Source organism: Streptomyces sp. NPDC006512 (assembly GCF_040611935.1).
GTDB lineage: Bacteria > Actinomycetota > Actinomycetes > Streptomycetales > Streptomycetaceae > Streptomyces.
In genome coordinates, this window is sequence record NZ_JBEXPG010000007.1 from 158,817 (window position 1) to 183,775 (window position 24,959).

The window sequence follows — 24,959 nt, forward strand, 5'->3', positions numbered from 1 at the left end:
CGAACACCACGGAGGGTACGCACACATGGCGCAGGAGAATGCGGCACCGAACGGCGGCGAAGCGCTGCGGGACATCGTGTCGTCCGTGTCCAGGGGCGCGCCGGAGTTCCGGACGTGCCCGCACCCCGTCTACGCGGCCCTGCGCGAGCAGGACCCCGTGTGCCGGCTGACGCCCGCGCACGGGGTCGACACGTACCTGATCACCCGGTACGACGACGCCCGCGACGCGCTGTCCGACCCCCGCTTCAGCAAGAACATGCGCGGCGCGCTCGACACCTACCACGCCGTGTACGGCAGCTTCTTCGACGCCCTCGACGACAACGTCCTCAACTCGGACCCGCCCCGGCACACGCGGCTGCGCCGCACCCTGCGCAGCGCCTTCACCCCGCGGCGGGTGGAGGGGATGCGGCCCAGGATCACCGAGATCGCGGAGGGCCTCCTGCGGGACTGCCCGAAGACCGAGCCGGTCGACCTGATGTCGGCGTTCGCGTTCCCCTTCCCCATCACGGTCCTGTGCGAGCTGATGGGCATCCCGGAGGAGGACCGCCCGGAGATCCTCGGACAGTTCTCGGTGGTGACGCGGGCCCGGTTCGACCCCCGGATGAAGGCGGAGCTGAGGGCGGCCGAGGAATGGCTGCAGGCCCGGCTGAACCGGCTCATCGCGTACACGCGCGCCCACCCCTCGGACTGTTTCCTCAGTGACCTCATCCGGTCGGAAGAGGGCCTGGACGACGCGGAACTGGTCTCCTCCCTGTGGGTGCTGTTCTTCGCCGGACACAAGACCACCGCCTTCCAGATCGGGAACTCCGTCCTCGACCTGCTGCTCCGCCCCGACCAGCTGGAGAAGCTCCGGCTGGACCCCTCGCTGATCCCGCGGGCGGTGGAGGAACTCGTACGCTTCGAGGGTTCGGTGGAGACCTCCACCTTCCGGTACGCGGCCGAGGACGCGGAGGTCCGGGGCACGGTCGTCCCGAAGGGCGCGCTCGTGCAGATCGCCATCTCCTCGGCGAACCGGGACCCCGGCCAGTTCGACTCCCCCGACGTGCTGGACGTGACGCGCGAGGGCATCCAGAGCACGCACCTGGGCTTCGGGCACGGCACGCACTACTGCCTCGGGGCGCCGCTGGCCCGGCTCGAACTCGACATCGCGCTCTCCTGTCTGCTGCGGGAGTTCCCGGAGATGGAACTGGCCGACCCGCGGGAGAGCCAGGGGGCCTGGCTGAAGGGCCCGGTGGCGGCGTTCCGCGGCCTGGAGCGCCTCCTGCTCACCCTGGAGCCGGTGCTCCCCCGCACGGACCTCGCCCCGGAGCCCTCGCCCCGGGCCGTCGCGTCGCCGGCCGGGCCGGCCTCCGCGGCCCCCGTCGGCCCCGGTAACTGACCAGCCCCCTACGGACGGTGAACTGGCATGCCTGAATCTCCGAGCACCACCGGTCTGGGACTCCTGGGTACGGAGCCGGACGCACTCCGCGGCCTCGCCGACGCGGCCGCGGCGCCGGCCGCGGGAGCGGCCCACTCGGCCCGGTCGAAGATCGACATGCACCACCACTACTGCGCGCCCGAGTGGCGCGAGTGGGCCGTGCGGCACGAACTGATCGACCCGAAGCGGCTGCCCCCGTGGACCCGGCTCGACATCGAGGCCGCGATCGCCTTCATGGACCGCGCGGGCATCGTGACGGCCGTCCTCAAGCCCATGCTGCCGGCCCGCTACCACTCGTCGGCGCAACTGCGCGAGGCCGTCAACATCACGCTCCAGTCGATGATCGAGGTGGCGACCTCCCATCCCGGACGGTTCTCCTTCTACGTCCCCCTCTTCCTCGACGACCCCGACGCGTCCTCCTGGGCCATCCGGCGGGGACTCGGGCAGCTCGGCGCCGTCGGCGTGAACGTGACGGCCAACTACGGGGGCGTCTACCTCGGGGACCCGTCCTACGACGGCGTGTTCGCCGAGCTGAACGAGTTCTCCGCGGTGGTCGACACCCACCCGCACAACCTGCCCGACGGCCCACCCGGACCCTCCACGGTCCCCGGCATCCCCAACTTCATGTGCGACTTCCTGCTGGACACCACCAGGGCGGCCGTCAACATGATCAGCAAGCGGACGCTGGACCGGTTCCCGGACATCTCGGTGATCCTGCCGCACGCCGGCGGCTTCCTGCCGTACATCGCGACGCGCCTCCAGGCCCTCGGACGGTTCTGCGATCCGCCGGTGGAACCGGCCGCCGTCCGCGACTACCTGGGGCGTTTCCACTACGACACCGCGGGACCCATGGCGAGCGCGGCGACCCTCCTCGCGCACGTGCCCGCCGAGCGGATCCTCTTCGGCACCGACTGGCCGGCCGCCCCGGGCGACACGGTCACGGAGCTGGCGTTCCCCGCCCTCGACTCCGATCCGGCCTTCACTGCGGAGCAGCTCCAGGGGATCTACCACGACAACGCGCTGCGGCTGATCCCGCAGCTCGCCACCGTCTGAAGTCCGGCCCGCACCCCGCCCCCGATCCCCACGGAGCAGGTTCATGACCACCTCCACCCCGCTCGCCACGCTGACGGGCGACTACACGATCGACCCGGCCCACACCCGGATCGGATTCGTCGCCCGGCACGCCATGGTCACCAAGGTGCGCGGCTCCTTCGACGAGTTCGAGGGCTCCGCCCACCTCGACGGGGCCGACCCCTCCAAGTCCTCGGTGTCCGTCACCGTCAAGACCGCGAGCGTCGACACCCGCAACGAGCAGCGGGACGGCCACCTGCGCACCAACGACTTCCTGGACGCGCCCGCCTATCCGGACATCACCTTCGTGTCCACCGCGGTCAGGCAGCTCGACGAGGCCACCTTCCGCGTGACGGGGGACCTCACCATCAAGGACGTCACCCGGTCGATCGACATCGACTTCGAGTTCCAGGGCAGTGTCACGGACCCGCAGGGCAACCTGCGTGTCGGCCTGGAGGGCGCCGTACCGATCAGCCGCAAGGACTACGGCATCACCTGGAACGCGGCGCTGGAGGGCGGCGGCGTCCTCGTCGGCGACAAGGTGGTGCTGGAGTTCGAGGTGGCCGCCGTCCGCACTCCCTGACCTGCGGTCCGGAGCGCCCCCGGCGGCCGGGGGGCGCTCCCGGGCCGGGAGGGCGACGATGGGGAGTGTGGACGGGACGGGGCCGGCGGGCCGGGCCGTGCGCGAGCGCGCGCCCTGAAGGGGGTCGGTGCGACACGGGGCTGAGGCTGCCCAAGAGGGCGGGTACGGAATGTACGACGAGCCACTGGCGGATCTGATCAGCCACGCCGCGCAGGACGCGGGCGGGTGGCTCGGCGCCCTGCCGGTGGCCCTGCTCGCCACCAGCGGCGACGGGACGATCGTGCGCTGGAACCAGGGGGCGCAGCACCTGCTGGGGTACGCCCCGCCGCAGGTGCTGGGGCGGCACATCGCCGACTTGCTGCATCCGGGCGCGGACCGCAGCCTGGGCCGTTCCCTGTGGGAGACGGCCGCGGGCGGGCACGGGGTGATGGGGACGGTCACCGCGTGGCACCGCGACGGTCATCCGCTGGAGCTGGAGATCTGGGCCTGTCCCGTGCCCGACCGGCGCGACGGGGCCTCGGCGGTGCTCGTGTTCGCGGCCGACGCGCACGCCGCCCGTCGCATCCGGGGCTCGTCGGCGGTGTGGGACGGGCTGTTCGCCCGCTCGCCGGTCGGCATCGGCGTCCTCGACACCCAGCTGCGGTTCCTCCAGGTCAACCCGGCCCTGGAGGCGATGAACGGGCTGGCGGAGTCCGCGCACGTGGGCCGGCGCCTGGCCGAGGTGCTGCCGGAGGTGAACGCGGGCGAGATGGAGGAGGCGATGCGCCGGGTCCTGGCGACGGGCGAGCCCGTACTGGACCGGCGCCGCACGGGGCGCACCCCGGCCGACCCGGAGCACGACCGCGTGTGGTCGTGCTCGTACGTGCGCGTGGAGGATCCCGGGGGCCGGCCGATCGGGGTGATCGCCTCGCTCCTGGACATCACCGAGCAGCAGCGCGACCACATGGAGGCCGAGGCGGGGCGTCGCCGGCTCGCGCTGCTCAGCGAGGCCAGCGCCCGCATCGGGGCGAGCCTGGACCTGGAGCGCACCAGTCAGGAGCTGGCCGACCTGGCGGTCCCGCACCTGGCCGACGCGGTCACCGTCGACGTCCTGGACGTGCTGGCGCGGGGCGACGAGCCGGGCATGGGCCTGGCCGGCGGCGTCGCCCTGCGGCGTCTGGGCAAGGCACCGCTGACCAGCTCGGCGGTGACGGACGTCCTGGCACCGCTCGGCAGGACCCTCACCTTCCCGGCGGCGGCCCCGTACACCCAGGCCCTCGGGGCGCGGCAGCCGTTCCTGGTGGCCCGCTTCGACGAGCAGGCGATCGCCCCGGCGGCCCGCCACTCGCCCAAGCCGGAGCAGCTGTTCAAGGCGGGCGTGCACTCCTTCATGATGGTTCCGCTGACGGCGAGGGACGTGGTCCTGGGCGTCGCCACCTTCTACCGCACCCGGCCGGTCGGGCCGTTCGGCTCCGACGACGTCACCCTGGCCGGGGAACTCGCCGCGCGCACCGCCATCAGCATCGACAACGCGCGCCTGTACCGCCACGAGCACGAGACGGCGGTGGTCCTCCAGCGGAGCATGCTCCCGCAGCACGTCTCCCCGCCGGTGGGCATCGAGACGGCGCACCGCTACCTGGCGGCCAGCGACGTCAACGAGGTCGGCGGGGACTGGTACGACGTCCTTCCGCTGAGCGGCGGCAGGGCCGCCCTCCTCATCGGGGACGTCATGGGGCACGGCATCGCGGCCGCGGCGGTCATGGGGCGGCTGTCGGCCACGGTCCGCGCGCTGGCCCGGCTCGACATGCCGCCGACGGCGCTGCTGCACCAGTTGGAGGCGACCCTCGCGGATCTCGCCGAGCCGATGCTGGCCACCTTCCTGTACCTGGTCTGCGATCCGGCCACCGGCCGCTGCACCGTGACCCGGGCCGGGCACCCGCCGCCCGCGGTGGCGGAGCCCGACGGCACGGTCTACCTGGTCGACACCCCGCCCGGTGTCCCCCTGGGTGTCGGCGGCGTCGGCTTCACCACCACCGACTTCACCGTGCCGCCGGGCAGTCTCCTCGTGCTCTACACCGACGGCCTGGTCGAGGCCCGCAACCATGACATCGACGAGCGGCTGGGCGAGCTCACGCGGCTGCTCACCGAGCCGGAGCAGCCGCTGGACCACCTGTGCGACACGCTCATCACGCACCTGGTCCCGGCCTCCGCGGACGACGACATCGCCCTCCTCGCCGCCCGCATCGGCACGGTCCGGCGGTCGACGCCGGGCTGAGGGGTCAGCGGGCGGGGCGTACTCCGGTGAACACGGTGGCGGCGGACAGGAGGAAGGCGTCGGGGCGGCGCAGGATGCCCTCCGCGGACTCGGGGTCGACCAGGGCGTCGAGGGTCTTGCGGTCCTCGGCGTCCAGGTACTCGTCGTCGGTGTTGTCCCTCAGCCGGGTCAGGTGGCCGTGGAGGAAGGCGCGGGCGGGTTCGCCGAGGGGGGCCGGCAGGTCGAGGAGGTCGGTGAAGGCGCCCACGGGGCCGAGGCCGGCGCGGCCGAGCATCGCGGGCCAGTCCTCCGTCACGGAGGTGCTGCCGGGGAGTTCCGCCCGCATGGCCGCGAACCAGTGTTCCAGGGTGGCGTCGAGGCGGGCCTGGAGGCCCGGGGCGCCGATGCCGATGTCGCGGGGCAGGAAGCGCATCGGCAGACCGGCCTCCGCGACGGCGAGCACGCCGCCGGGCCGTAGCAGGGCGGCGAGTCCGTCGAGTGCCGCCTGCTGGTCGCCGAGGTGGTGGACGGCCTTGCTGCTCCAGATCAGGTCGGCGGCTCCGAGCCCGGCGAGGCCCTCGGGCAGCTCCGCGTGCGAGGTGGTGATCCGGCCGTGGAGGCCGAGTCGTTCGGCGCGGGCCAGGGTGTGGTCGAGGAGGGCCGGGGTGCCGTCCACGGCGACGACCTCGGCCTGCGGGAAGGCCTCGGCGAGGACGCAGGTCATCACGCCGGGCCCGCTGCCGATGTCGAGGACGCGCCGGACCGGGGTCCGCGGGCCGAGCAGTTCCCCGAGGCGGGCGGCGGTGCGGCGCAGGAGGGGCAGCTGGAGCTCGCCGTTGGTCTCCAGCTGGGCGGTCATGGCCGCCCAGTCGATGTCGGTGCCGTGGTCGTGGCCGTGCACGTGGCCGGGGCCGGAGCCGTGGCCGGGGGCCTGTCCGTGACCGTGTCCGTGCTGGTGGCCGTTTCCGGAAGCGCTGTGTGGGCTCATGCACGGCAGCGTGCACCCGGCCGGATCCCGGCGGCAAATATTGTTGCCGTTTCCGGGACGGCGGAGTGGAATGCCCTCATGGACACACCAGATCCCCACCGCAAGGTCCTCGACGAGGTCGCCCCCCGGCTGCGACGGCTGCGCACCCAGCGCGGTCTCACCCTGGCCGCGCTGTCCGAGGAGACCGGCATCTCCAAGAGCACCCTGTCCCGGCTGGAGTCCGGGCAGCGCCGCCCCAGTCTGGAGTTGCTGCTGCCGCTCGCCGCCGCGTACCACGTGCCGCTGGACGACCTGGTCGGCGCCCCGGAGGTGGGTGACCCCCGGGTGCGCCTGACGCCGCGCACGATGCCGAACGGCGGGACGGTCGTTCCGCTGACCCGGACCCCGGGCCCCCTCCAGGCGTACAAGATGCTCATCCTGGACCGGGGCAGCGAGCCGGATCTGCGGACGCACGAGGGCTACGAGTGGCTGTACGTGCTGGACGGGCGGCTGCGGCTCGTCCTCGCCGAGCACGATCTGGTCCTCGGCCCCGGTGAGGCAGCGGAGTTCGACACCCGGCTCCCCCACTGGTTCAGCAGCGCCGACGGGCGGCCCGTGGAAGTGCTCAGCCTCTTCGGGCGGCAGGGGGAGCGCATGCACGTCCGCGCGAAACCGAGCGGCGCCTGAGGCCGGGCCCCGGCCTCACCCGGCCGTGAGCCGGGCGCCCATCCACTCCAGGGCCGGCGGGATCTCCCGGTTCCAGGTGTTGAAGCTGTGGCCGCCGCGGTCGAGGGTGATCGACGAGACCCGGGAGGGGGCCTTGACCTTGCGGATGAACTCCTGGGTGGCCTGGTAGTTCGGCTCCCCCTTCAGCGAGGTGGTCACCAGCAGCGACACCTTCCCCTGGGGCCGGTGGTCCAGGTGCCACATCAGGTCGGACCGCTGTTCCTCGGCCTTGTTCCCGCGGAAGAGGTCACCGGAGTAGGCGTCGATCTCCGGCTTGTAGTCCGCGGACAGGCCCACCCCGACCGCGTACGTCTCCGGGTGCTGCACCGTCATCTTCAGCGCGCAGTAGCCGCCGGTCGAGTCTCCGATGATCCCCCAGTTCGCGGCCGTGCCGCCCACCCGGTAGAAGCTGGAGATGGCCTTGGGGACGTCCGTCCCGAAGAAGGTCTCGCTCTTCGCCCCGCCGCCGGCCACGTCGACGCACTGGGTGTTCTCGGGGACGACGGTGGGCCGCATCATCACGAGGATCATCGGCTGCATCTTCTTCTGTTTGACCTTCGTCCACGCCGTCCTCGGGAAGCGCAGGCCCTTCAGCAGGTTCTCCGCCGTTCCGGGGTAGCCCGTGAGGACGACGGCCGCGGGGAACTTCCGCTGTTCGCCGCCCTTCTGGAAGTACTCGGGCGGCAGGTACACGTACGCCTGGGAGGCGATCCCGGAGCGTTCGCCGTGCACGGTGACCTTCTCGATCAGGCCCGCGTTCGCCGGGTTGCCCGCGCCGGGCACGTCCGGCGCCTGCCGTTTCAGGACCTCCACGGCGACGCCGCCGGGTCCGGCCGCCTGGCCCTTCTGCCCGGAGGTCAGGTCGCTCCACGAACCGTAGATCAGGAGGCTGCGGTTGACCCCGAGGCCGACCGAGGAGAACAGGAACACCTGCACCACCAGCAGGAGCCCGATCCTTCCCAGCACCCGTCCCCGGCTCCCGCCCGCCAGCCGTGGCCACGCCCACACCGTGGCGGCGAACAGGAACAGCGTGCCCAGCACGAAGCTCACCAGGAGAGCACTACTCGTCAGACCCATGGAACCGAGGAACCTTCTGCGCCGTACCGGTCCGGACGCCCCGCCCGGACGCGCGGCCCACCGCCGCACACCAGGCTAGAGAGCCGTACGCGATCATCCGTTCCCACTTCACGCATATGGCCGATTCACGTCCGTGACACCCCTTCGGGTGGTGTGGCGGGCCGGGGTTCCGGCCGGGAGCGGGGCGTATCGTCGCGGACGAAAGCGGCATACCGGCTACGGGAGGCGGCGAGGGTGCAGCGACGCACGGGGCGACGGCGGGGGGCCCGCGCGGCCCTCGCCGCGGTGGTGGCACTGGCCGGCTGGGCCACGGCCTGCGCGCCGGGCACGCCCCGCGGCCCCGAGGCCCCGGGCCCCTCCGCGAGCGCGGGCAGTCCGGCCGCCCAGTCGTCCGGCACCCGGTTTCCGGCCGGGGTCGAGCGGCAGTTGAAGGAAGCCGTCGACGACGCCCGGCGCGCCCACGACGTGCCCGGCATCCGGGTGGACGTGAACGTGCCGGGACACGGGGCCTGGGAGTACGCGGTGGGCGCCGCCGACCTCCGGACGGGGAGGCCCATCACCGCCGAGGACAAGGTCCGCATCGCGAGCGTCACCAAGACCTTCACCGCCACCGCCGTCCTCCAGCTCGTACGCGCCGGAAAGCTGCGCCTCGACGACCCGCTGAGCCGGTACGTCAGCTGGCCGAACGGCGACGCCATCACGATCCGGCAGCTGCTGAACATGACGGCGGGGATCTACAGCTACACCGAGGATCCGGCCTGGCTGAAGCGGTACACGGAGCATCCCGACGCCCCGTTCCGCACGCGGGACGCGCTCGACATCGCCCGCCGGCACGCCCCGTACTTCGCTCCGGGCAAGGGCTTCCACTACTCGGACACGCACTACGTCCTGCTCGGCGACATCGTCGAGAAGGCGGGCGGGAAACCGCTCGCGACGTGGGTGCGCGAGGAGATCGCCAAACCACTGGGGCTGGCCGCCACCGGCTTGCCGACGGACTCCGCCGTACCGGAGCCCGCCGCCCGGGGGTACCGGGCGGGGCCGGGCGGGGCGATGACCGACGCCACGCGTTCCGACCCGGCCTACGCGGCGGGCGCCGGCGCGATGCTCTCGAACATCGCGGACCTGCGCTTCTGGGCCCGTGAACTGGCGACCGGGACGGGCCTGCTGACCCCCGGACTCCAGCGGGAGCGGCTGCGGCTCGTACCGGTCGCGGCGGAGCCGGAGCAGGTGGGGTACGGGCTGGGCATCGCGTCGTTCGACGGGTGGCTCGGACACAACGGGACGATCATCGGCTACAACACGGCGATGTTCCACGACCCGCGGTCCCACTCCACGGTGGTGGTGGAGATGAACCGCTCCTTCGCCACGCTCGACGAGGACCACGCCACCGAACTCTTCCTGCGGATCGCGCGGATCGTCACCCCGAAGACCTGAGACCGTCCCGTCCGGCGCGGGACGGCCCCGGGAAGGGCCGGTTCCGAGCCGCCGGTCACCAGCGCACGGGCAGCTGCCGTACGCCCCTGATCAGCATTCCGGGCAGCCAGGCGAGCTCCGCCTCGTCGGCGCCGGCGGCGAGCCGGGGGAAGCGCTCCAGCAGCGAGCGCAGCGCGATGCGGCCCTCCATCCGGGCCAGCGGGGCGCCCAGACAGTGGTGGAGGCCGTGCCCGAAGGCGATGTGGCCACGGGCGTCGCGGCGGATGTCGAACCGGTCCGGGTCGGCGAAGCGCGCCGGGTCGCGGTCGGCGTCGGCCATGGCGATGAGGACGGCGGAATTGGCCGGGATCACCACCCCGCCCATCTCCACGTCCTCCAGGGCGAGCCGCTCCGTGCAGGTCTCGACCGGGCCGTCGTAGCGGAGCATCTCCTCGATCGCGCCGTCGAGCAGACCGAGGTCGGCGCGCAGGTCGGCGAGCTGGTCGGGGTGGGCGAACAGGGCCCGCATGCCGTTGCCGATCATGTTGACCGTGGTCTCGTGTCCGGCGATGAGGAGCAGGAGGCTCATGCCGACCAGCTCTTCCGGCGAGAGGCGGTCGCCGCCGTCGTCGACGGCGTGGATCAGGGCACTGAGCAGGTCGTCGCCGGGGGCGGCGCGCTTGGCGCCGATGAGCTCGCCCAGGTACCGCGGCATCTCCTCGTACGCGGCGGCTTCGGCCTCGGGGCTGGTACGGGCGACCATTTCGCTGGACCACGCGCGGAACGCCGCGCGGTCCAGTTCGGGCACGCCCAGCAGCTCGCAGATGACGGTCATCGGCAGCGGGAAGGCGAAGGCGTCCACCAGGTCGGCCGTGCGGTGCTCGTTCTGCTCCATGGCGTCGAGGAGTTCGTCGGCGATCTGCTGGATGCGCGGCGCCAGGCCCTCGATGCGCCGGGTGGTGAACTCCCGTGCCACCAGGCGGCGCAGCCGGGTGTGGTCCGGCGGGTCGGCCATCAGCATGTGGGCGAGCCCGGGCTGGTCCTGGCCGGTGTTGATGATCTGGCTGATGTTCCCGGACCGCCGCCAGTCCCGGCTCAGGCGCGGGTCGGCGAAGGCCGTGCGGCAGGCCTCGTGTCCGACGATCAGCCACATGTCCCCGCGGTCGGGGGTCCACACGTGGTGGACGGGCCCCTGTTCACGCAGCCGCGCGTAGACCGGGTAGGGGTCGCGTACGAAGTCGGGACTGAGTTCCAGTAGGTCGACGACGGTGGGCTGAGCTGCCATTCCGTTCCCCCTGAATCGAATGCGTGGCGATAGCTGCGCGACGGCGCACCTCTCCCACGGTAGTCGCGGCGTCACACCGCCGGATGATCACCCCATTTTCCTTCATCTCGCCGTGACCTGCGAGGACTTCGGTCCGGTGGGGGTCGCGCCGGGCTCAAGTCCGGCTGGGGTACGACTGGTCGGGCGGCGCAGCAGTTCCATCCGCTGCTGGACGAGGCGCAGGTGCGCGGGGTCCGGGGACGGCAACGAGCGCAGGAGGTCGATGAGTTCGGGGCCGGCTTCGGCGGCCCCGGCCGGATCCTCCAGCCGGGTCCAGCAGTACAGGGCGCCGGCCGCGGCGGCCCGGACCCCGGGTGCGTCCGCGGGCCCCCGGGCGAGGCGGGTGCGGCCCGCGGTGGTCCACAGCCGGGTCGCGAGCCGGAAGTCGTCGGCCATCCGGGCGAGGTCGGCACGGATCTCCAGCCATGCGAGCGCCTCGTCGGAGGTGAACCCGTGGGTCTGGAGGACGTGTTGCTCCCAGGCCTGGGCGAGGGTGGCGGCCTCCGGGTGCCGGCCCGAGGTGGCCAGGGCGTGGATGTGCGGCCGCGGGTCCCGGTCCGGTACGGGCGGCCGCGCGGGCGGTGCCGGCTCGCCGGCCGGTGCGGGGGCCGGCCGGGCCGTGGGGGCCGGTACGGGTACGGGCGTCGGGGCGGGGTGCGGGCCGCGTACCGGTTCCGGGTGACGGGCGGGCCGGGCCGGGCCGGGGGCGCCGACGGTGGTGTGCCCGGGCGGGGCCGGGGCGGCGAGCTCCCGGGCGGTCGGCAGGACGAGGGAGCCCGGCGGCAGCGCGGCGGCCCCCACGGCGAGGGCGTGCAGCCGGAGGTTGTCCGGCCGGACGGGGCTGGTGTGGAGCTGGTCGATCCAGTGCCGCGTGTAGCGGCTCACCGTGTTGCCGCCGCCGGCGAAGCCGGGCGGGGAGACCACGCCGTACATCTCGGCCGCGGGGGACGCGGGCAGGCTGCCGTACTCCTGGAGCAGCGACCAGGCCGCCCTGTCCGCCCCGAGGTCGAGGAGGACGGTGGTCAGCCCGCGGGAGCGGCCGCGCAGTTCGGTGCCGAGCCAGTCCCAGGGCAGTGCGGTGTAGCGGACCGAGGTGGCGGTGGTCCCCGCCAGGGCGAGGTGGAGCCGGCGGCCGCGGCGGTCGGCGGTGAGCCGGCCGGACAGGTAGACGAACAGCGGCCCGGGGGTGGCGGCGGCCGTGCGCAGCCGCATGAGGGCGGTGTTCGGGTCCCGGACCCCGTCGAGGTAGGTGGTGTCGCTGGGCACCTCGCTGTTCAGCAGCCCGGCGACCGGGACCACCCCCAGCGCCGCCAGGTTCGCGCTCGGCGCCACCTGGACGGCCCGCCGGCGCACGGCGGCGTCGCCCGCTATGAAAAGTACGTGTCCCCGCTGCCGCGGACCCTCGATCTGCATGCACAGAAGGTACTCGTGACGCGGGCCGCGCGGAGCGGTCCGCATGCCCTCACGGTCCCGGCCGGTCGGTGTCGAGGCCGTCGACCAGGCGGTTGAGGAACCGCTCGAAGGTGGCTGCGGGGCTCGCGGGCCGGGCCGGGGAGCCCAGTACTTCCGCGAGTTCGGGGTGCCTGCCGTCGGCGGCGACGGCGGCAAGGTAGCGGACCTCCGCCGCCACCCGGTCGGGTGAGTTCGCGGCGGCCGCCTGCGCGATCTCGTGGGCGACGTACCCGGACACGAATCCGGTGAGCTGGGCGAAGACCTCCAGCTTCGCGGCGCCGTCCAGGCCGGTGGGGCGCAGCGCGGCGAGGGCGTGCTCCAGGAAGGCGAGGGCGTGGGGGCCGAGGGAGCGGCGGCCGTGCAGGGCGGCGGGGAGCCAGGGGTGGCGGAGCATCAGGGCGCGCTGGAGGTGGGCGATGGCCTTGAGGCCGCCGCGCCAGTCGCCTTCCGGCACCTGCGGGGCGGGGAGTTCGGCGTTGACGTGGTCGACCATCAGATCGACCAGGGTCTCCTTGTCCGGGGCGTAGCTGTACAGCGACATGACGCCCGCGCCCACCTCGGAGGCGAGCCGGCGCATGGTGACCGCGTCGATGCCTTCGGTGTCCGCCAGGGCGACGGCGGCCGCGGTGATGGCCTCGCGGCTGAAGGCGGGCCTGCGTCCCCTGCGGGGCTGATCGGGGGTCAGCCAGAGCTCGCGGGGATCGACGCGGCCGGCGTCGCCGGGCCCGGCCTCTGCAGTCACGGTCCTCGTGTTCCTTTCCCCTCGGGGGTGGCTCCTGTCGGATTCCATCCAAGCATCCTCTATTCTCGTACTGCGTACGAGAATGATGGAGGGGAAACGATGACGCCATCCGCGCACGACACACCGCCCGGGTCCGCCTGGGCGCCGCCCGCCGGCCGGCCGCCGCTGTCGGCACGCCTGATGCGGTCCACCTGGCGCGGGCTCCCGCCCCGCCGCCACGCGGCCGGCCTGGAGCCCGGGCTGGTCGTCCCGGCCGCCGACGGCAGCCCGCTGGTCACCGACCACTACTTCCCGCGCGCGGAGGGCGAGTTCCCGACCCTCCTCGTCCGGTCGCCCTACGGCAGGGGCCTGCCGTGGGGGCCCCAGTACGGCATGCTCTTCGCCGAGCAGGGCTTCCACGTGATCCTGCAGAGCTGCCGGGGCACCGGCGGTTCCGGCGGCCTGTTCGACCTCTGGCGCAACGAGGCCGCGGACGGCCTGGCGACCGTGGCCTGGCTGCGGGAGCAGCCCTGGTTCGAGGGCGCCCTCGGCACGGTCGGCCCCAGCTACCTGGGGTACGCGCAGTGGGCGCTGGCCCTGGAACCGCCCCCGGAGCTGAAGGCGATGGTCGTGCAGCTCGGACTGCACGACCCCTGGGCCCTGTTCCACGCCGGCGGCGTCCTCCACCTGGAGAACGCCCTCCTCGTCGCTGCCGGCATGACCCACCAGCACCGGGGGGTGCTGGCCCTGGTGAAGGCCTCGGCGCGCGTGCGGCGCGTCCTGCGCGGCCCCACCGCCGCCGCCCCGCCGCAGGGCTCGTACGCGGCCGCCCTCGGCGGCGAACCACCCTGGCTGGACGGGGTGATCGCGCACGGCGACCCCGAAGACCCGTACTGGCGGGGCGCGTCCACGGCGCGGGCCGCCGAGGGGCCGGGAGTGCCCACCGCCCTGATCACCGGATGGCACGACGTCCTGGCCGGCCAGACCTTCGAGCAGTACGCGCGCCTGCGGCGGGCCGGACGCGAGAGCTCCCTGCTCGTCGGGCCCTGGACCCACGCCTCCGCCCTGCGCCAGGGCTGGCCCGAGGTGTTCGCGGAGAGCCTCGCCTGGCTGCGCGCGCACCTGTGCTCAGACCCCTCGGGACTGCGCCCGACGCCCGTCCGGGTCCACGTCGGGGGCGAGGACGTCTGGCGCGACCTCGACGCCTGGCCGCAGTCCCCGGAGACCACCTCCTGGTTCCCCGCGCCCGACGGCCACCTGATCCGGCAGGCCCCCGCCGGATCCGCCCCGCTGGCGTCCTTCCGCCACGATCCGGCCGACCCCACCCCGTCCGTCGGCGGCCCGCTGCTGTCGCTCGGCGCCGGGCCGCGCGACAACACCGCCCTGGAGGCCCGCGAGGACGTACTGACCTTCACCGGCCCGCCGTTGACGGAGCCCGTGGAGATCGCGGGGCCGGTCCTCGCGCGTTTGAGCGTCTCCACCGACGGCGCACCGGGCGTGGTCTTCGCGCGGCTGTGCGACGTGGACCCCCGCGGGCGTTCCACCCACGTCTGCGACGGACCGGCCCCACTGCCGGCCGGCGGCCCCTCGCCCGCACGGATCACCGCCGCGATGGGCGCCACCGCGTACCGGTTCGCCACCGGCCACCGCATCCGCTGGCAGCTCAGTGCCGGCGCCCACCCGCGCTTCGCCCCCGAGCCGGGCGCGGGGGACGCGGCGGCCGGCGGGGGCCCGGCCGGCCCGGTCCGCGTCACCGTCCACTCGGACTCGGCCCTGCTGCTCCCCCACGGGCTTCCCGGCCCCGTGGTCGATGACACCCCGCGCGGTGCCGTAGGGTGGGGTTCACCGACGCGGGGTGGAGCAGCTCGGTAGCTCGCTGGGCTCATAACCCAGAGGTCGCAGGTTCAAATCCTGTCCCCGCTACTGCCCGGAAGGGGCTCGGATCCGTTCGGATCCGAGCCCCTTCCGCTTTTCCCCGCTTCGGGGTGTCCGAGTACGGTGCCCGCCTCGATGGAGGCGGCGACCAGGGTGACCGTGACGTAGGCCGTTCCGGAGCCCTGGACCAGGCTCGCGGGCCACGCGAAGGCCGCGCCGGCGGCGACGCCGCAGCGGGCCGTGAGCCTTCGTATGCGCGGGTCAGCCACGGATGGCGCAGGTAGAACTGGTTTATGAAGTGAACCGGGTATGTGGCGTAAACGCTCGGGCCGGGGTGGCGGGGACGAGGAGGTGGCGGAGATCGGTGATCTCGTAGTCCTCGGCCAGGGCGGCGTCGATGATGCGGGGCAGGGCTTCGGCATCGAGGACGATCCCGTCGCCGGTGCTGCCCACGTGCATCTGGAGGACGGCCCCGGGCTTGAAGGCGTCGACGGCCCGCCGGACCGCCTTGTCGACGCTCATGCCGCCCTGCGGGCCGAGGTAGCCGTTGGTGTCCTGGGTGTACTCGACGACCGCGTAGCCGAGGTCGTTGACGTCGGCCACGGAGTCCGCCGTGGTGGAGCTGTACGGGAAGCGGAAGAGGGGCAGGGGTTCGGTCCCGGCGGCCTCGCGGATCGCGGCGTCCGCGCGGCGCACCTCCCGGTGCCTCTCGGTGGTGGAGAGGTCCTTGAAGTACGGGTGGGTGTGGGAGTGGTTGCCCAGGCCGTGCGCGGCGGCCATGGCCCGTACCGCCCCGGGGTGTTGCTCGGCGAACTGCCCGGTCGGGAAGAAGGTGGCCGCCAGTTTCCGGCGCCGCAGTTCCGTGAGGACGGTGTCGAGGCCGCTCTCGTCCCAGGCCGCGTTGAAGGTGAGCGCCATGATCCGGCGGGTGGTGGGGATCCGGCGGATCACGGTTCCCATCCAGGCCTCCGGCGGGCGGGGGCCGGCCGCAGCCCGGGGCGCCCCGGGTGCGAGGCCGGCGGACGGAGCCGCCCGGCCGGTGCCCTGCCCCACGGCCGCCAGGGCCACCGCCCCGAGTCCCGCCATCACGGCCCGTCGTCGCGCGTCCACCGTCACTGCCGCCTCCCGCACCCTGCCGCCGTCACCTGCCGTCGGTCACGACTATGCGAGAGGGCGGGCCCGGCGTCCGGCAGCCCGTCCGGGCCGCCGGACGATTCCACCCGCTGGGCTCACCCGGCCGTCGTACGGCTCCGGGCCGCGATCACGGTGGACGCGGCGAGGAGGAGCGCGGCCCACACGGCGGCCGCCCACGGCGAGGCACCGCCCGCGGGTTCCGGGGACACCCGCCGCTGGGCGTCGTAGGCGACCTCGATCTCCTCCCCCCGCGCCGCGAGGGGCCGGTCGTCCTTGAGTTCGGAGGGGTATCCCCCGGGGCAGTCCAGGACGAGGCGGTAGACGGTCTTGGCGGGAGGAGCGCCCTCGCCGTAGGACCCCTGTACCTGGCTGTGGACCTCGCGCACGACGCAGACGGCGGTCTCGGCGCGGCCGGCCGCCCGGTCGGCCGCCGTCACGGCCAGCAGCAGGCCCACCGCCATGAGCAGCGAGCCGAAGAGGCCGCCGCTGCCGCCGATCCGCACGGAGTACAGCGCGCAGGTCCCGGCGACCAGCACGGCGCCGCCGGCCACGGCCGCCGCGGTCGGCGGTGAGGCCGGGCCCGCGAAGTACCAGTGGGCCCAGCCGTACAGCGCCGCCGCCGCGACGACGGGCAGGGCCACGGCCGGCCGCCACCACCCCTGCGGTTCCCTCTCCCGCACGAACACCACCCCCGGCAGCGGGGACGCCGTCCGGCGCCCGGCGGTTGCCGGCCCGGCGGCCTACCCGCCCTTCGCGTCCACCTTCTCGGCGGGGCAGACGGTATCGGCACCGTTCCCGTCGTTGCCGCCGTTGCCGCCCGGCAGCCGCCCCGTCTCCAGGAAGCGGTCGACGTGCTGCTTGACGCACTTCGAGTGGGTGTAGCCGGTGTGCCCGTGGCCCTCGTAGTCGACGACCACGGCCGAACCGAGCCGCCGGGCCGTCTCCTCGGTCCAGGGGTACGGGGTCGCGGGGTCGTTGCGGACACCGATCAGGAGCATCGGCGGCGCTCCGGGGTGGTCGACGTCGGCGACGGTCCGGTCGGCCGGGGGCCGGCCGTGGCAGAGTTCGATCTCCGAGAGCTCTCCGCGCCCGAAGATCGGGGACGCCTCCTGGAATTCCGGACGCAGGGCGTCGAGGTTCCGCTGGAGGGCCTCGGCGTCGCCCCCGGCGCCGCGGTCGGTGTAGTCGGAGCAGTTCACGAACGTCCACGCGGCGCCCTCGTTGTCCGACTCCGGCTCGGCCTGGTCCGCCAGGACCGTCAGGTCGCCCTTCCGCTCCAGCAGGCCCAGGCCGCGTGCGAGCTCCGGCCAGTCGTGCGTCGTGTACAGCTCGTTCTCGATGGCGAAGGCCAGCGACTGGCCGTTGAACTCCTTGCCGTCCTTGGTGGTCAGCGGGTCCGCGTCCAGCTCGGCGACCAGTCGCTCGGCCTTCTCCAGTGCCTTCCGCGGATCCATGCCCGCGTAGACGCAGCCCGGCTGTTCGGTGCACCAGGCGACGAAGCCCTCGAAGGCGAGTTGTTGGCCCTTCACGACGTCCAGGGCCTGTTCGTCCAGGGGTTTGGAGAGGGTGTCGACTCCGTCGAGCACCATCCGGCCGACGTGCCGCGGGAACTGCGCGGCGTAGACGGCGCCGATCCGGGTGCCGTACGAGGCGCCCAGGTAGTTCAGCTTCGGATCGCCCAGCGCGGCGCGCAGGACGTCCATGTCGCGGGTGACGTCGACCGTGCCGACGTGCTCCAGGATCGGGCCGTTGCGGCGTTCGCAGGCGCGGTTCGCCGCCTCGATCGCGCCCCGCAGTTCGGAGGCGTCCATGTACTCGGTGCCGACGAGCGGGAGGGCGCCGCCGCAGCTGATGGGGGCGCTCTCGGCGATGCCCCGGGGGTCGAAGCCGACGATGTCGTAGGACCGGGCGAGGTCCCGCCAGCGGTCGGTGCGCTTGGCCGTGGTTCCGGCGCCGCCGACGCCGGGGCCGCCGTAGTTGAGCACCAGCGAGCCCAGCCGGTGCGGCCCGGTGGCCGGGATCCGGGACAGGGCGAGCTCGATGGTGCCCCGGGAGGGGTGCGCGTAGTCGAGGGGAACCGTGAGCTTCCCGCACCGCATGGGGGCGGGGTAGGAAGCCGGGCACGGACCCCAGGCGATCTTCTGCCGGTAGAACTCCGCGAGCCGGGGGTCGTCCGCGGCCGGTGGGCCGGTGGCGCCGAGGGTCAGGGCGGTCAGGGCCGCGGCGCAGAGCAGGGTCGCGCATCGCATGGCACGCTCCGAGGGATGTGCCCCTCTCCCACCATAGGCGGAGGCGACAGGGGCGGCGCGCCCTGGAGGGAGTTCCTCCACGGCCGTGCGCGCCACCGCTGCCGCAGCGTTCCGCTCGCGGTGCCTACGCGGTCGGGGAAAGGACCGTGTTCTCCAGTCCGGCGGGACCCGGTCGGGGCGCCTCGTCGTCGGGGGCCTTCGCGGGGGCCGCGGGTCCGGTGCTGCCGGCGACGATGAGGGCGAGTAAGACCGCCGCGGCCTCGCTCTGCAGGATCCGTGCCGCCTGCCCCAGCCGGAGCGGATCCGGGACGGGGATGGACAGGGCCACGCATTCCGGGTTCGGGCCCGCGGTGATGGGCACGGCGGCGCAGACCGTGCCGAGGGCGTACTCCTGGAGGTCGACGAGGGGCGCGTTGGGCGGGCGGGTGTCGAGCTGGTGGAAGAGGGCCTCCGGGCTGGTGAGGGTGTGCGAGGTGAAGCGGGCCATCCGGTGCCGGGCCAGGTGGTCCCTGCGGTCGGCCGGGCCGAGCTGGGCGAGGAGGGCCTTGCCGACGGCGGAGGCGTGGGCGGCGGCACGGAAGTCGACCCACTCCTCCACCAGCGGTGCGGCCGGGCCGTCGGCGTACTGGGTGATGGAGACCTCTCCGTCGGTGTAGCGGGCGACGTAGACGGCCGCTCCGACCGCGTCGCGGACCCAGGCGAGGGTCTCCCTCAGCTGGTCCCGGCCTTCTCCGGGCGCGGATCCGTACACCGATCCGGTCAGCAGGAGGGCGTTGCCCGCGGTGTAGGCGTCCGGCCCGACCGGGGTGGCCAGGTCGGCCCGGATCAGCTGCTCCATGGCCCGGGCGAGGACCAGTTGGGGCAGTTTCGTCGCGCGGGCGATCTGGGTGAGGCCGACGCCGCCGGAGTGCCGGTTGATGACCTCCAGGACGCGCAGCGCCTGGTGGACGGATTCCAGCGGTGCGGACGCGGGCCGGCCGTCGGGGGCCGGCCGTGCGGCGCTCGGCGGCTGGGGCCGCCCGGGGGTGCCGCAGGTCCACGTGCCGGCCAGTTGTGTCAGCTGCGGGGTGTCGAGCCGGGCGTACTGGGCCACGGCCACGGCGATCTGCCGGCTGGGGGTGAACACGTCCCCCAGGTCGGGGTGTTCCTTCCCGGTGCGCGCCGTGACGGCCTGGCGCAGCCGGAGGGGGAGCCGGTACGGGGGCCGGCCCGATCGGCCCGGTCCGCAGGCGAGGCCGGTCAGATCCTGGGTGGTGATGGGCGGTGAGGTCCAGATGACGGAGGCACCGAGGGCCTCTTCGAGGTCCTGCGGGATCGGGGGCAGGGTGGGCAGGCGCGTGTCGGGGGGCAGGGCCTGGGCCTGCTCCTTCCAGTGGCGGGCCGTGCGGACCTCGGCGCGGGCCAGGTGGTGCAGGTAGAGGCAGTGCGCGGCGGTCCGCGAGCCCGCTCCGGCCGCGTACTGGAACCAGAAGCGGGCGCCCTCGGTCCGGTCGGTCAGGTGCAGGAGGCAGCCGAACAGCAGGGCAGAGTCCTCGCCGTGGGGCCAGGATCCGGCCTCCAGGGCGAGTTCGGCGAAGTCCCGGCTCTCCACGAGGGCCCAGGTGACGTCGTCCAGGACGCGCGCGGACCGTACGTGGCAGGCGGCGTCCAGGACCAGTTCATCGGACGCGGCCGGCGAGTCGTGGCTCCGGGGCGGGGCGGCCGTACCGCGGACCGTTCCGGTCGACGACCGGGCGCGGTCGGCGGCGATCCGGCGGGCGATGCGGCGCCGGGCGGCGCCCTCGTCGTAACCCGCGTACTCCTCCACGAGCACCAGCGCGTCCTTCAGGGCCGCGTCCAGCTCGCACAGCGCCATGTCGCGGTCACGGGGCATGTCGCTCACTGCTCCTTCTCCTCTCCGGGGATCCAGTCCACCCCGAGCTTGCGGGACAGGGTTCGGCGGGCGCCGCGGATGTGCGAACGGACCGTCGCGGGGGAGATCCCCATCATCCGGGCGACCGTGTCGGATTCGTTGCCCAGCAGGAACGTCAGCAGGACGACGTCGTACTGGCGCTCGGACAGTTCGGCGATCGCCGCGTACAGGCCGAGCTTGGACTCCAGCAGTTCCAGGCGTTCGCGGGAGGTCCGGCGCAGCGCGGCGAACCAGGCCGTCTCCACCATCGCGACCGGCCGGGCCAGGACGGCCAGTCTCCGTTCCACGTGTTCGCGCAGCACCGCCCAGGCGAATCCGTGGAGGCTGGCCTCCCTCAGCGCTTGGCTCCACACCTTCAGCAGGAAGGTGAACACGTCGTCGACGACCTCTTCGGCCATCTTGGCGTTGCCCAGCTGGAGGTGGGCGTAGCGCAGGTAGGCGCGGTGCTGCTGGGAATGGAACGCGGTGAACTCCACGGGCAGGACGCCCGCCAGCTCGCTGGAGACCGCCTGGTCTCCCGATGGGTCGTACTCGCCCTCGCTCATGCGTTCCCCCACGGTTGGACTCCGGCTCCCGGCGCGGGCCTGGGCGCCCGGGTCGGATCGGCTGTGCGAACACGGACCGCGGTGGCGAGTATCCGGACGAGGGCGACCATCTCGACGACATTCACGTGACGTGAAACCTCCCAAGTGGTGTGTGCGGAGCGGCGTACTCGCCCCCGGGTCCGGTAGCCGCGGCGGCGCGGTGCGCCCCCAGGACCCACCCCATCGAAGAACGCGCCCGATCGTGCAGGCCGGTCCCGCGAAATCTTCCGGAAGTGGCGCACGCGCTTCTTTCCGCGCCCCTCACACACCAGCGCACGCCCCCTCGTACGAGCCGGGGGCGGGGACCCTCAGGGCGTGGAGGCCTGGCCCGCGAGGGTGAAGGAGTGTCCGGCCGGGTCGCTGAACAGGCGGGCTTCGTGCGGCCCGTCCCCGAGGCCGGACTCCAGCGGGCGGGCCCCGAAGGAGACCGCTTCGCGTTCGGCTTCGTCGAGGTCGGCCGCGGCGACCTGGATCCTGAGGTGCGCCTGCTGGGAGTCCTCGGGGCGCGGCCAGCTCGGTGGCGCGTATCCGTGGTCCCGGCGCACCGCGAGGTGCACTCCGGTGGTGCCGACCACTTCGACCATGTCCGGGTCCTCCCCCATCCGGACGTCGGCGTCGAGGAGTTGGGCGTAGAAGAGGGCCAGGGCCTGGGGCTCGGCGCAGTCCAGTACGAGAACGCTCGTCTTCTTGACCGTCATGGCCCGCGCATACCCCCCGTGTCCGGGGGCATGCGGAGCGCGGTCGGCGGCCGCCTCGCGGGCCAGGTTCTCGCGCAGCCGGGTGAGCCGGGCGATCTCGGCGTCGAGGACGGCGAGCCGGCGGGCGACCACCGGGGAGGCGCCGGGCACGGTGGCGCCGCAGGACGGCTGCGGGTCCCCGTCGAGCAGGTGGAGGCGGTCGGCGCGGGCGCGCAGGTCCTCGACGGTGAGCCCGAGGGCCAACAGGCTCCGGATGACGCGGACCCTCGCGATCTCGCCGGGCCCGTACTCCCGTTGCCCCGAAGCCGTGCGCGCGGGCGGGGGGAGCAGCCCGCGCTGTTCGTAGAACCGCAGTGCCCTGGGCGTCGCCCCGGCCGCCGCGGCCGCCTCGCCGATCCTCATCCCGACCCGCCTTCCTCTCCCCCGCCGCCCGCCGCACCGGAGCGGAGTTCCACGACGACTGCCCCGAAGTGCCGGCCTTCGATCAACTCCTGCAACGCGCGGGGGGCCCGTTCGATGCCCGTGATCCGGGTGTGGGGGAAGGTGATCTCACCGGAGCGCAGCCAGCCGCCGAACCGGCCGGCCCATTCGTCCGCCACGTCGGGGTGGTCGGCGCCGCTGTAGCCGCGCAGCGAGAGGCCTTTGACGACGATGCGGAAGGTGTCGATCTCGGCCGGTGCGCTGCCGCCGGCCCGGCGCCGCGACAGCTGTCCGGCCAGGGTGCCGACGAGGGCAACGCGGGCGCCCTGCCGGGCCGCGCCGAGTGCCGCGGTCAGCTGTTCCCCGCCGACCGTGTCCAAGACGGCGTCGACTCCCTCCGGCGCCGCCTCGGCGAGCTGCGCGGCGAGGGGCCGGCCGGTGCCGCGGAGCAGGACGGCGTCGTAGCCCAGTTCGGAGACGAGGCGCGCGGCCTTGGCGGGCGTACCGGTGGTGCCGATCACCTTGGCGGCGCCCAGGAGGCGGGCGATCTGCCCCGCCAGGGTACCGACGGCGCCGGCGGCTCCTGTGACGAGGACGACGTCGCCGGGGCGGATCCCGGCGAGGCGGGTGAGGGCTCCGTAGGCGGCGGAGCCCTGGGCGAGGTGCTCGACCGGGTGGGGCAGCGCGTCGCCCAGCGGGGTGCAGGCGGCGGCGGGAACCAGGGCGTACTCGCGCCAGCCGAGCATGTGCGTGACCGCGGTACCGGTACGCGGCGTGCTGCCGGGCGGCGCGGCGACGACCTCGCCGACGGCGGGGCCGAAGAGGGTGTCGCCGGCGTGCAGCAGCGGGAGCGGCAGGCCGTCGGTCTCCCCGCCGATCAGGGTGCGCAGACCGGGGAAGACGAGGAAGTGGGTGTTCCTGACGAGCACCTGGCCCGGCTCGGGTTCGGGCAGCGGGGTCTCGACGACGGCGAAGTGCTCCGGTGCGGGCAGCCCGTCGGGGACGGCGGCGAGACGGACCTCGCGGCCGGTGCGGGGCAGGACGGTCACGGGCATGCGGGTCTCCCGGGCGGATCGGGGGCGGCGGCCGCGGGGGGGGTGCGGCCGGGGTGCGGTGACGCTAACCCCTGACCCGCACGTCAGGGTCAAGCCGCCCTCCCCGATCGTCTTCTGCCGGAGATTCAGCGTTCCGACAGCTCCGAGGGGGCCTCCTGGACGACCCAGCCGTTGCCGTCCGGGTCCTCGAAGGTCATGAAGGAGTTCCAGGTGCCGCCCTTGCCGTCCTCCCATCCGGTGGCCCCGAGGTGGCGGACCGGGGAGACGTCCACGCCCCGGGCGAGGAGCTCCTCGCGGGCCGCCTCGATGTCGGTGACGCAGATCTGGAGGCCCTGCAGGGTGCCGGGGGCCATCTGCTTCGCCCCGGGCGCGGCGGGCATCCCCTGGAGCATCGCGATGGAACAGCGCGAGCCGGCCGGCGTCATCTGGATGATGCGCACGCCGGGGGCGACCTCGTCGTCGAGGTCGACCTTGAACCCGGCCTTGTCTGCGTAGAACTCCTTCGCGCGGTCCATGTCGGCGACAGGGACCGGTACGACTTCGAGCGTCCAGTTCACGGAAGGTCTCCTCGGGTAGCGCCAGCGGGTCGGTCCGGGCGGTCCCCACGGTGTCCTACCGAGCCTCCTCGCGCACGCCGCAACGCCGCCGGACGAGGTGAACGGCTGCGGGAACCAAGGGGGTTGTCGCCGAGCGGGGCGGCGCCGACCGTCCGTCACCGCACCCGTACGGGTCTGCGGAGCAGGTAGGCGGCCGCGGCGCCGACCAGGACGGCCATACAGGCGATGAACACCAGCCCGGCCCCCTCCAGGCCCATCGGGCCCGACAGGACGCCCACTCCGATCACCGGCACCGAGATGCCCGTGTACGCCACCACGAACAGGGTCGAGATCACCGCCGCGCGCCGGTCCGCGGGAGAGGCGGCGGTCACCGCGGACATCGCCCCGCGGAACGCGAGGCCCTGCCCGGCCCCGCCGACGAGCGCGCTCAGCACCACCAGCCACAGCTGGTCCCACCACAGCGCGCCCGCGAGCAGGGCCAGGCCGGCGAGCAGGCCGGCGCAGCCCAGCGGCAGGGAGCGGCCCACGCCGACCCGGCCGACCACCAGTTGTCCGGCGGTCGAGGCGAAGAAGGCCAGGGCGACGACGAGGCCGCTCACGGCGCGGTTGTGCACGTCGAGGGATTCCGCGAGGAACGCCGGGCTGACCGAGGTGAACACCCCGAACAGGGCGAACCCCACGAACGAGGCGATCGCGGCGGGCCCGAACACCGACCGCACCTCGGCGGGCAGGCCGGGCCGCTGGGGTCGTACGGTGCTCAGCGGACGCCGTTCCCGTACGGTCTCCGGGAGCCGCAGCAGGACGGCGGCCGACGCCGCCACCAGGACGAGGTGCACGACGAACGGCAGGTAGAGGGGCCAGGGCGCGTACTGGGCGAGGATGCCGGCGAGCAGGGGGCCGCAGCCCAGGCCGCCCATGTTGGCGGCGGTCGCCACGAGCGTTGCCCGGGAGGCGCCGCCCCGGGGGGCCAGCTCCATCACGTAGGCGGTGGCGGCCCCGGTGAACAGGCCCGCGGACAGGCCGGACAGCAGCCGTCCCGCGTACAGCCAGCCCATCGCGGTGGCGCAGAGGAAGCAGACCGCGCTGGCGACGGCGAAGCCGAGGCCGGCGAGCAGGACCGGTTTTCTGCCCACGGCGTCCGAGGCGTTGCCGGCCAGCAGCAGGACGCCGATGACCCCGAAGGCGTACACCGCGTAGACGACGGTCACCATCAGTTCGGAGAAGCCGAACTTCTCCTGGTAGAGGCCGTAGAGGGGGGTCGGCAGGGTGGTGCCGGCCATGCACACGGCGAACACCGCCCCGCCGAGCACGCACTGACGCCACCTTCGGCGGTCACCGTCCATGTCGCCGACGGTAACCCCGCGCGCCCGCCCCGGCCCGGCGCGGCGTGCCCGGCGCGTCGGCATCGGCCTGCCCGGCGCGGTGCGCGCGGGGGATCGTCCTGCCGACGCGGCGTGCGGGGACCGGCCGCCGCGAACAAATGCGGTGCCG

The 24,959-nt window shown here is 73.9% G+C and carries 20 protein-coding genes, 1 tRNA gene and 2 pseudogenes; 8 read left to right on the top strand and 15 right to left on the bottom strand.

Annotation, left to right across the window (positions count from 1 at the left end):
* Positions 1–25 precede the first annotated feature (25 nt).
* From ABZZ17_RS07820 to ABZZ17_RS07835, 4 genes are all read left to right on the top strand, one after another.
* Complete coding sequence (locus tag ABZZ17_RS07820) at positions 26–1,378, top strand: cytochrome P450 (protein ID WP_356873167.1); 1,353 nt, start codon at positions 26–28, stop codon at positions 1,376–1,378.
* Positions 1,379–1,405: 27 nt separating this feature from the next.
* The gene (locus ABZZ17_RS07825; RefSeq protein WP_356873169.1) at positions 1,406–2,470 is read left to right on the top strand and encodes an amidohydrolase family protein; all 1,065 of its coding nucleotides are present in this window, start codon (positions 1,406–1,408) and stop codon (positions 2,468–2,470) included.
* 43 nt (positions 2,471–2,513) lie between these two features.
* Positions 2,514–3,071, top strand: a complete 558-nt coding sequence (locus ABZZ17_RS07830; RefSeq protein ID WP_356873171.1) for a YceI family protein — start codon at positions 2,514–2,516, stop codon at positions 3,069–3,071.
* Positions 3,072–3,240: 169 nt separating this feature from the next.
* The gene (locus ABZZ17_RS07835; RefSeq protein ID WP_356873173.1) at positions 3,241–5,325 is read left to right on the top strand and encodes a SpoIIE family protein phosphatase; all 2,085 of its coding nucleotides are present in this window, start codon (positions 3,241–3,243) and stop codon (positions 5,323–5,325) included.
* A gap of 4 nt (positions 5,326–5,329) precedes the next feature.
* On the opposite strand, the gene ABZZ17_RS07840 is transcribed toward ABZZ17_RS07835, so the two are convergent.
* Positions 5,330–6,292, bottom strand: coding sequence for a methyltransferase (locus ABZZ17_RS07840; RefSeq protein ID WP_356873175.1), 963 nt, complete (start codon positions 6,290–6,292; stop codon positions 5,330–5,332).
* Positions 6,293–6,370: 78 nt separating this feature from the next.
* On the opposite strand from ABZZ17_RS07840, the gene ABZZ17_RS07845 reads away from it, so the two are divergent.
* Positions 6,371–6,958, top strand: a complete 588-nt coding sequence (locus ABZZ17_RS07845; RefSeq protein WP_356873177.1) for an XRE family transcriptional regulator — start codon at positions 6,371–6,373, stop codon at positions 6,956–6,958.
* A 15-nt stretch (positions 6,959–6,973) separates the two neighbouring features.
* Here ABZZ17_RS07845 and ABZZ17_RS07850 read toward each other — a convergent pair whose 3' ends face one another.
* The gene (locus ABZZ17_RS07850; protein ID WP_356873179.1) at positions 6,974–8,074 is read right to left on the bottom strand and encodes an alpha/beta hydrolase-fold protein; all 1,101 of its coding nucleotides are present in this window, start codon (positions 8,072–8,074) and stop codon (positions 6,974–6,976) included.
* 234 nt (positions 8,075–8,308) lie between these two features.
* Between ABZZ17_RS07850 and ABZZ17_RS07855 the strand changes: the two genes are divergently transcribed.
* A complete protein-coding gene (locus tag ABZZ17_RS07855; RefSeq protein ID WP_356873181.1) occupies positions 8,309–9,508 on the top strand; it encodes a serine hydrolase domain-containing protein in 1,200 nt (399 codons plus the stop codon).
* Positions 9,509–9,563: 55 nt separating this feature from the next.
* On the opposite strand, the gene ABZZ17_RS07860 is transcribed toward ABZZ17_RS07855, so the two are convergent.
* The 3 genes from ABZZ17_RS07860 to ABZZ17_RS07870 all read right to left on the bottom strand — a co-directional run bounded on the left by ABZZ17_RS07860 (position 9,564) and on the right by ABZZ17_RS07870 (position 13,005).
* Positions 9,564–10,772, bottom strand: a complete 1,209-nt coding sequence (locus tag ABZZ17_RS07860) for a cytochrome P450 (protein ID WP_356873183.1) — start codon at positions 10,770–10,772, stop codon at positions 9,564–9,566.
* A gap of 102 nt (positions 10,773–10,874) precedes the next feature.
* The gene (locus tag ABZZ17_RS07865; RefSeq protein WP_356873185.1) at positions 10,875–12,224 is read right to left on the bottom strand and encodes a hypothetical protein; all 1,350 of its coding nucleotides are present in this window, start codon (positions 12,222–12,224) and stop codon (positions 10,875–10,877) included.
* 49 nt (positions 12,225–12,273) lie between these two features.
* Positions 12,274–13,005, bottom strand: a complete 732-nt coding sequence (locus ABZZ17_RS07870; protein WP_356873187.1) for a TetR/AcrR family transcriptional regulator C-terminal domain-containing protein — start codon at positions 13,003–13,005, stop codon at positions 12,274–12,276.
* A gap of 99 nt (positions 13,006–13,104) precedes the next feature.
* Here ABZZ17_RS07870 and ABZZ17_RS07875 point away from each other — a divergent pair, with 99 nt between their 5' ends.
* Both ABZZ17_RS07875 and ABZZ17_RS07880 read left to right on the top strand, forming a co-directional pair.
* A complete protein-coding gene (locus tag ABZZ17_RS07875; protein ID WP_356873189.1) occupies positions 13,105–14,856 on the top strand; it encodes a CocE/NonD family hydrolase in 1,752 nt (583 codons plus the stop codon).
* Positions 14,834–14,907 (top strand) — tRNA-Met (locus ABZZ17_RS07880). The genes ABZZ17_RS07875 and ABZZ17_RS07880 overlap by 23 nt, the downstream gene beginning before the upstream one ends.
* 243 nt (positions 14,908–15,150) lie before the next feature.
* Here ABZZ17_RS07880 and ABZZ17_RS07885 read toward each other — a convergent pair.
* From ABZZ17_RS07885 to ABZZ17_RS07930, 10 genes and pseudogenes are all read right to left on the bottom strand, one after another.
* A complete protein-coding gene (locus tag ABZZ17_RS07885) occupies positions 15,151–15,975 on the bottom strand; it encodes a polysaccharide deacetylase family protein (RefSeq protein WP_356873191.1) in 825 nt (274 codons plus the stop codon).
* Between the two features lie 113 nt (positions 15,976–16,088).
* Positions 16,089–16,673: a hypothetical protein gene (locus tag ABZZ17_RS07890; protein WP_356873193.1), complete on the bottom strand. Its 585-nt coding sequence runs from the start codon at positions 16,671–16,673 to the stop codon at positions 16,089–16,091.
* A gap of 60 nt (positions 16,674–16,733) precedes the next feature.
* A complete protein-coding gene (locus tag ABZZ17_RS07895; protein WP_356873195.1) occupies positions 16,734–18,242 on the bottom strand; it encodes an alpha/beta hydrolase in 1,509 nt (502 codons plus the stop codon).
* Positions 18,243–18,471: 229 nt separating this feature from the next.
* A pseudogene (locus tag ABZZ17_RS07900) lies at positions 18,472–19,200 on the bottom strand (IclR family transcriptional regulator C-terminal domain-containing protein); the annotation flags it as partial.
* A 920-nt stretch (positions 19,201–20,120) separates the two neighbouring features.
* A complete protein-coding gene (locus ABZZ17_RS07905; protein WP_356873197.1) occupies positions 20,121–20,699 on the bottom strand; it encodes a sigma-70 family RNA polymerase sigma factor in 579 nt (192 codons plus the stop codon).
* A gap of 347 nt (positions 20,700–21,046) precedes the next feature.
* Positions 21,047–21,436 (bottom strand): VOC family protein, encoded by a 390-nt coding sequence (locus ABZZ17_RS07910; protein ID WP_356873261.1) that lies wholly within the window; start codon positions 21,434–21,436, stop codon positions 21,047–21,049.
* A 72-nt stretch (positions 21,437–21,508) separates the two neighbouring features.
* Positions 21,509–21,838: pseudogene (locus ABZZ17_RS07915) on the bottom strand (MerR family transcriptional regulator); the annotation flags it as partial.
* Positions 21,835–22,911 carry an NADP-dependent oxidoreductase gene (locus ABZZ17_RS07920; protein ID WP_356873199.1) on the bottom strand — a complete coding sequence of 359 codons (1,077 nt, stop codon included), beginning with the start codon at positions 22,909–22,911 and terminating at the stop codon, positions 21,835–21,837. The pseudogene ABZZ17_RS07915 and the gene ABZZ17_RS07920, both read right to left, overlap by 4 nt.
* A gap of 125 nt (positions 22,912–23,036) precedes the next feature.
* Positions 23,037–23,468, bottom strand: coding sequence for a VOC family protein (locus ABZZ17_RS07925; protein ID WP_356873201.1), 432 nt, complete (start codon positions 23,466–23,468; stop codon positions 23,037–23,039).
* Between the two features lie 155 nt (positions 23,469–23,623).
* Entirely contained in the window at positions 23,624–24,811 is a 1,188-nt protein-coding gene (locus ABZZ17_RS07930; protein WP_356873203.1) for an MFS transporter, read from the bottom strand.
* Positions 24,812–24,959: the final 148 nt, after the last annotated feature.

Excerpts from the sequence above, each read along its gene's own strand:
- ABZZ17_RS07820 (WP_356873167.1), top strand. The coding sequence starts at position 26 with ATGGCGCAGGAGAATGCGGCACCGAACGGCGGCGAAGCGCTGCGGGAC.
- ABZZ17_RS07825 (WP_356873169.1), top strand. The coding sequence starts at position 1,406 with ATGCCTGAATCTCCGAGCACCACCGGTCTGGGACTCCTGGGTACGGAG.
- ABZZ17_RS07830 (WP_356873171.1), top strand. The coding sequence starts at position 2,514 with ATGACCACCTCCACCCCGCTCGCCACGCTGACGGGCGACTACACGATC.
- ABZZ17_RS07835 (WP_356873173.1), top strand. The coding sequence starts at position 3,241 with ATGTACGACGAGCCACTGGCGGATCTGATCAGCCACGCCGCGCAGGAC.
- ABZZ17_RS07840 (WP_356873175.1), bottom strand. The coding sequence starts at position 6,292 with ATGAGCCCACACAGCGCTTCCGGAAACGGCCACCAGCACGGACACGGT.
- ABZZ17_RS07845 (WP_356873177.1), top strand. The coding sequence starts at position 6,371 with ATGGACACACCAGATCCCCACCGCAAGGTCCTCGACGAGGTCGCCCCC.
- ABZZ17_RS07850 (WP_356873179.1), bottom strand. The coding sequence starts at position 8,074 with ATGGGTCTGACGAGTAGTGCTCTCCTGGTGAGCTTCGTGCTGGGCACG.
- ABZZ17_RS07860 (WP_356873183.1), bottom strand. The coding sequence starts at position 10,772 with ATGGCAGCTCAGCCCACCGTCGTCGACCTACTGGAACTCAGTCCCGAC.
- ABZZ17_RS07865 (WP_356873185.1), bottom strand. The coding sequence starts at position 12,224 with ATGCAGATCGAGGGTCCGCGGCAGCGGGGACACGTACTTTTCATAGCG.
- ABZZ17_RS07875 (WP_356873189.1), top strand. The coding sequence starts at position 13,105 with ATGACGCCATCCGCGCACGACACACCGCCCGGGTCCGCCTGGGCGCCG.
- ABZZ17_RS07895 (WP_356873195.1), bottom strand. The coding sequence starts at position 18,242 with ATGCGATGCGCGACCCTGCTCTGCGCCGCGGCCCTGACCGCCCTGACC.
- ABZZ17_RS07905 (WP_356873197.1), bottom strand. The coding sequence starts at position 20,699 with ATGAGCGAGGGCGAGTACGACCCATCGGGAGACCAGGCGGTCTCCAGC.
- ABZZ17_RS07910 (WP_356873261.1), bottom strand. The coding sequence starts at position 21,436 with ATGACGGTCAAGAAGACGAGCGTTCTCGTACTGGACTGCGCCGAGCCC.
- ABZZ17_RS07920 (WP_356873199.1), bottom strand. The coding sequence starts at position 22,911 with ATGCCCGTGACCGTCCTGCCCCGCACCGGCCGCGAGGTCCGTCTCGCC.
- ABZZ17_RS07930 (WP_356873203.1), bottom strand. The coding sequence starts at position 24,811 with ATGGACGGTGACCGCCGAAGGTGGCGTCAGTGCGTGCTCGGCGGGGCG.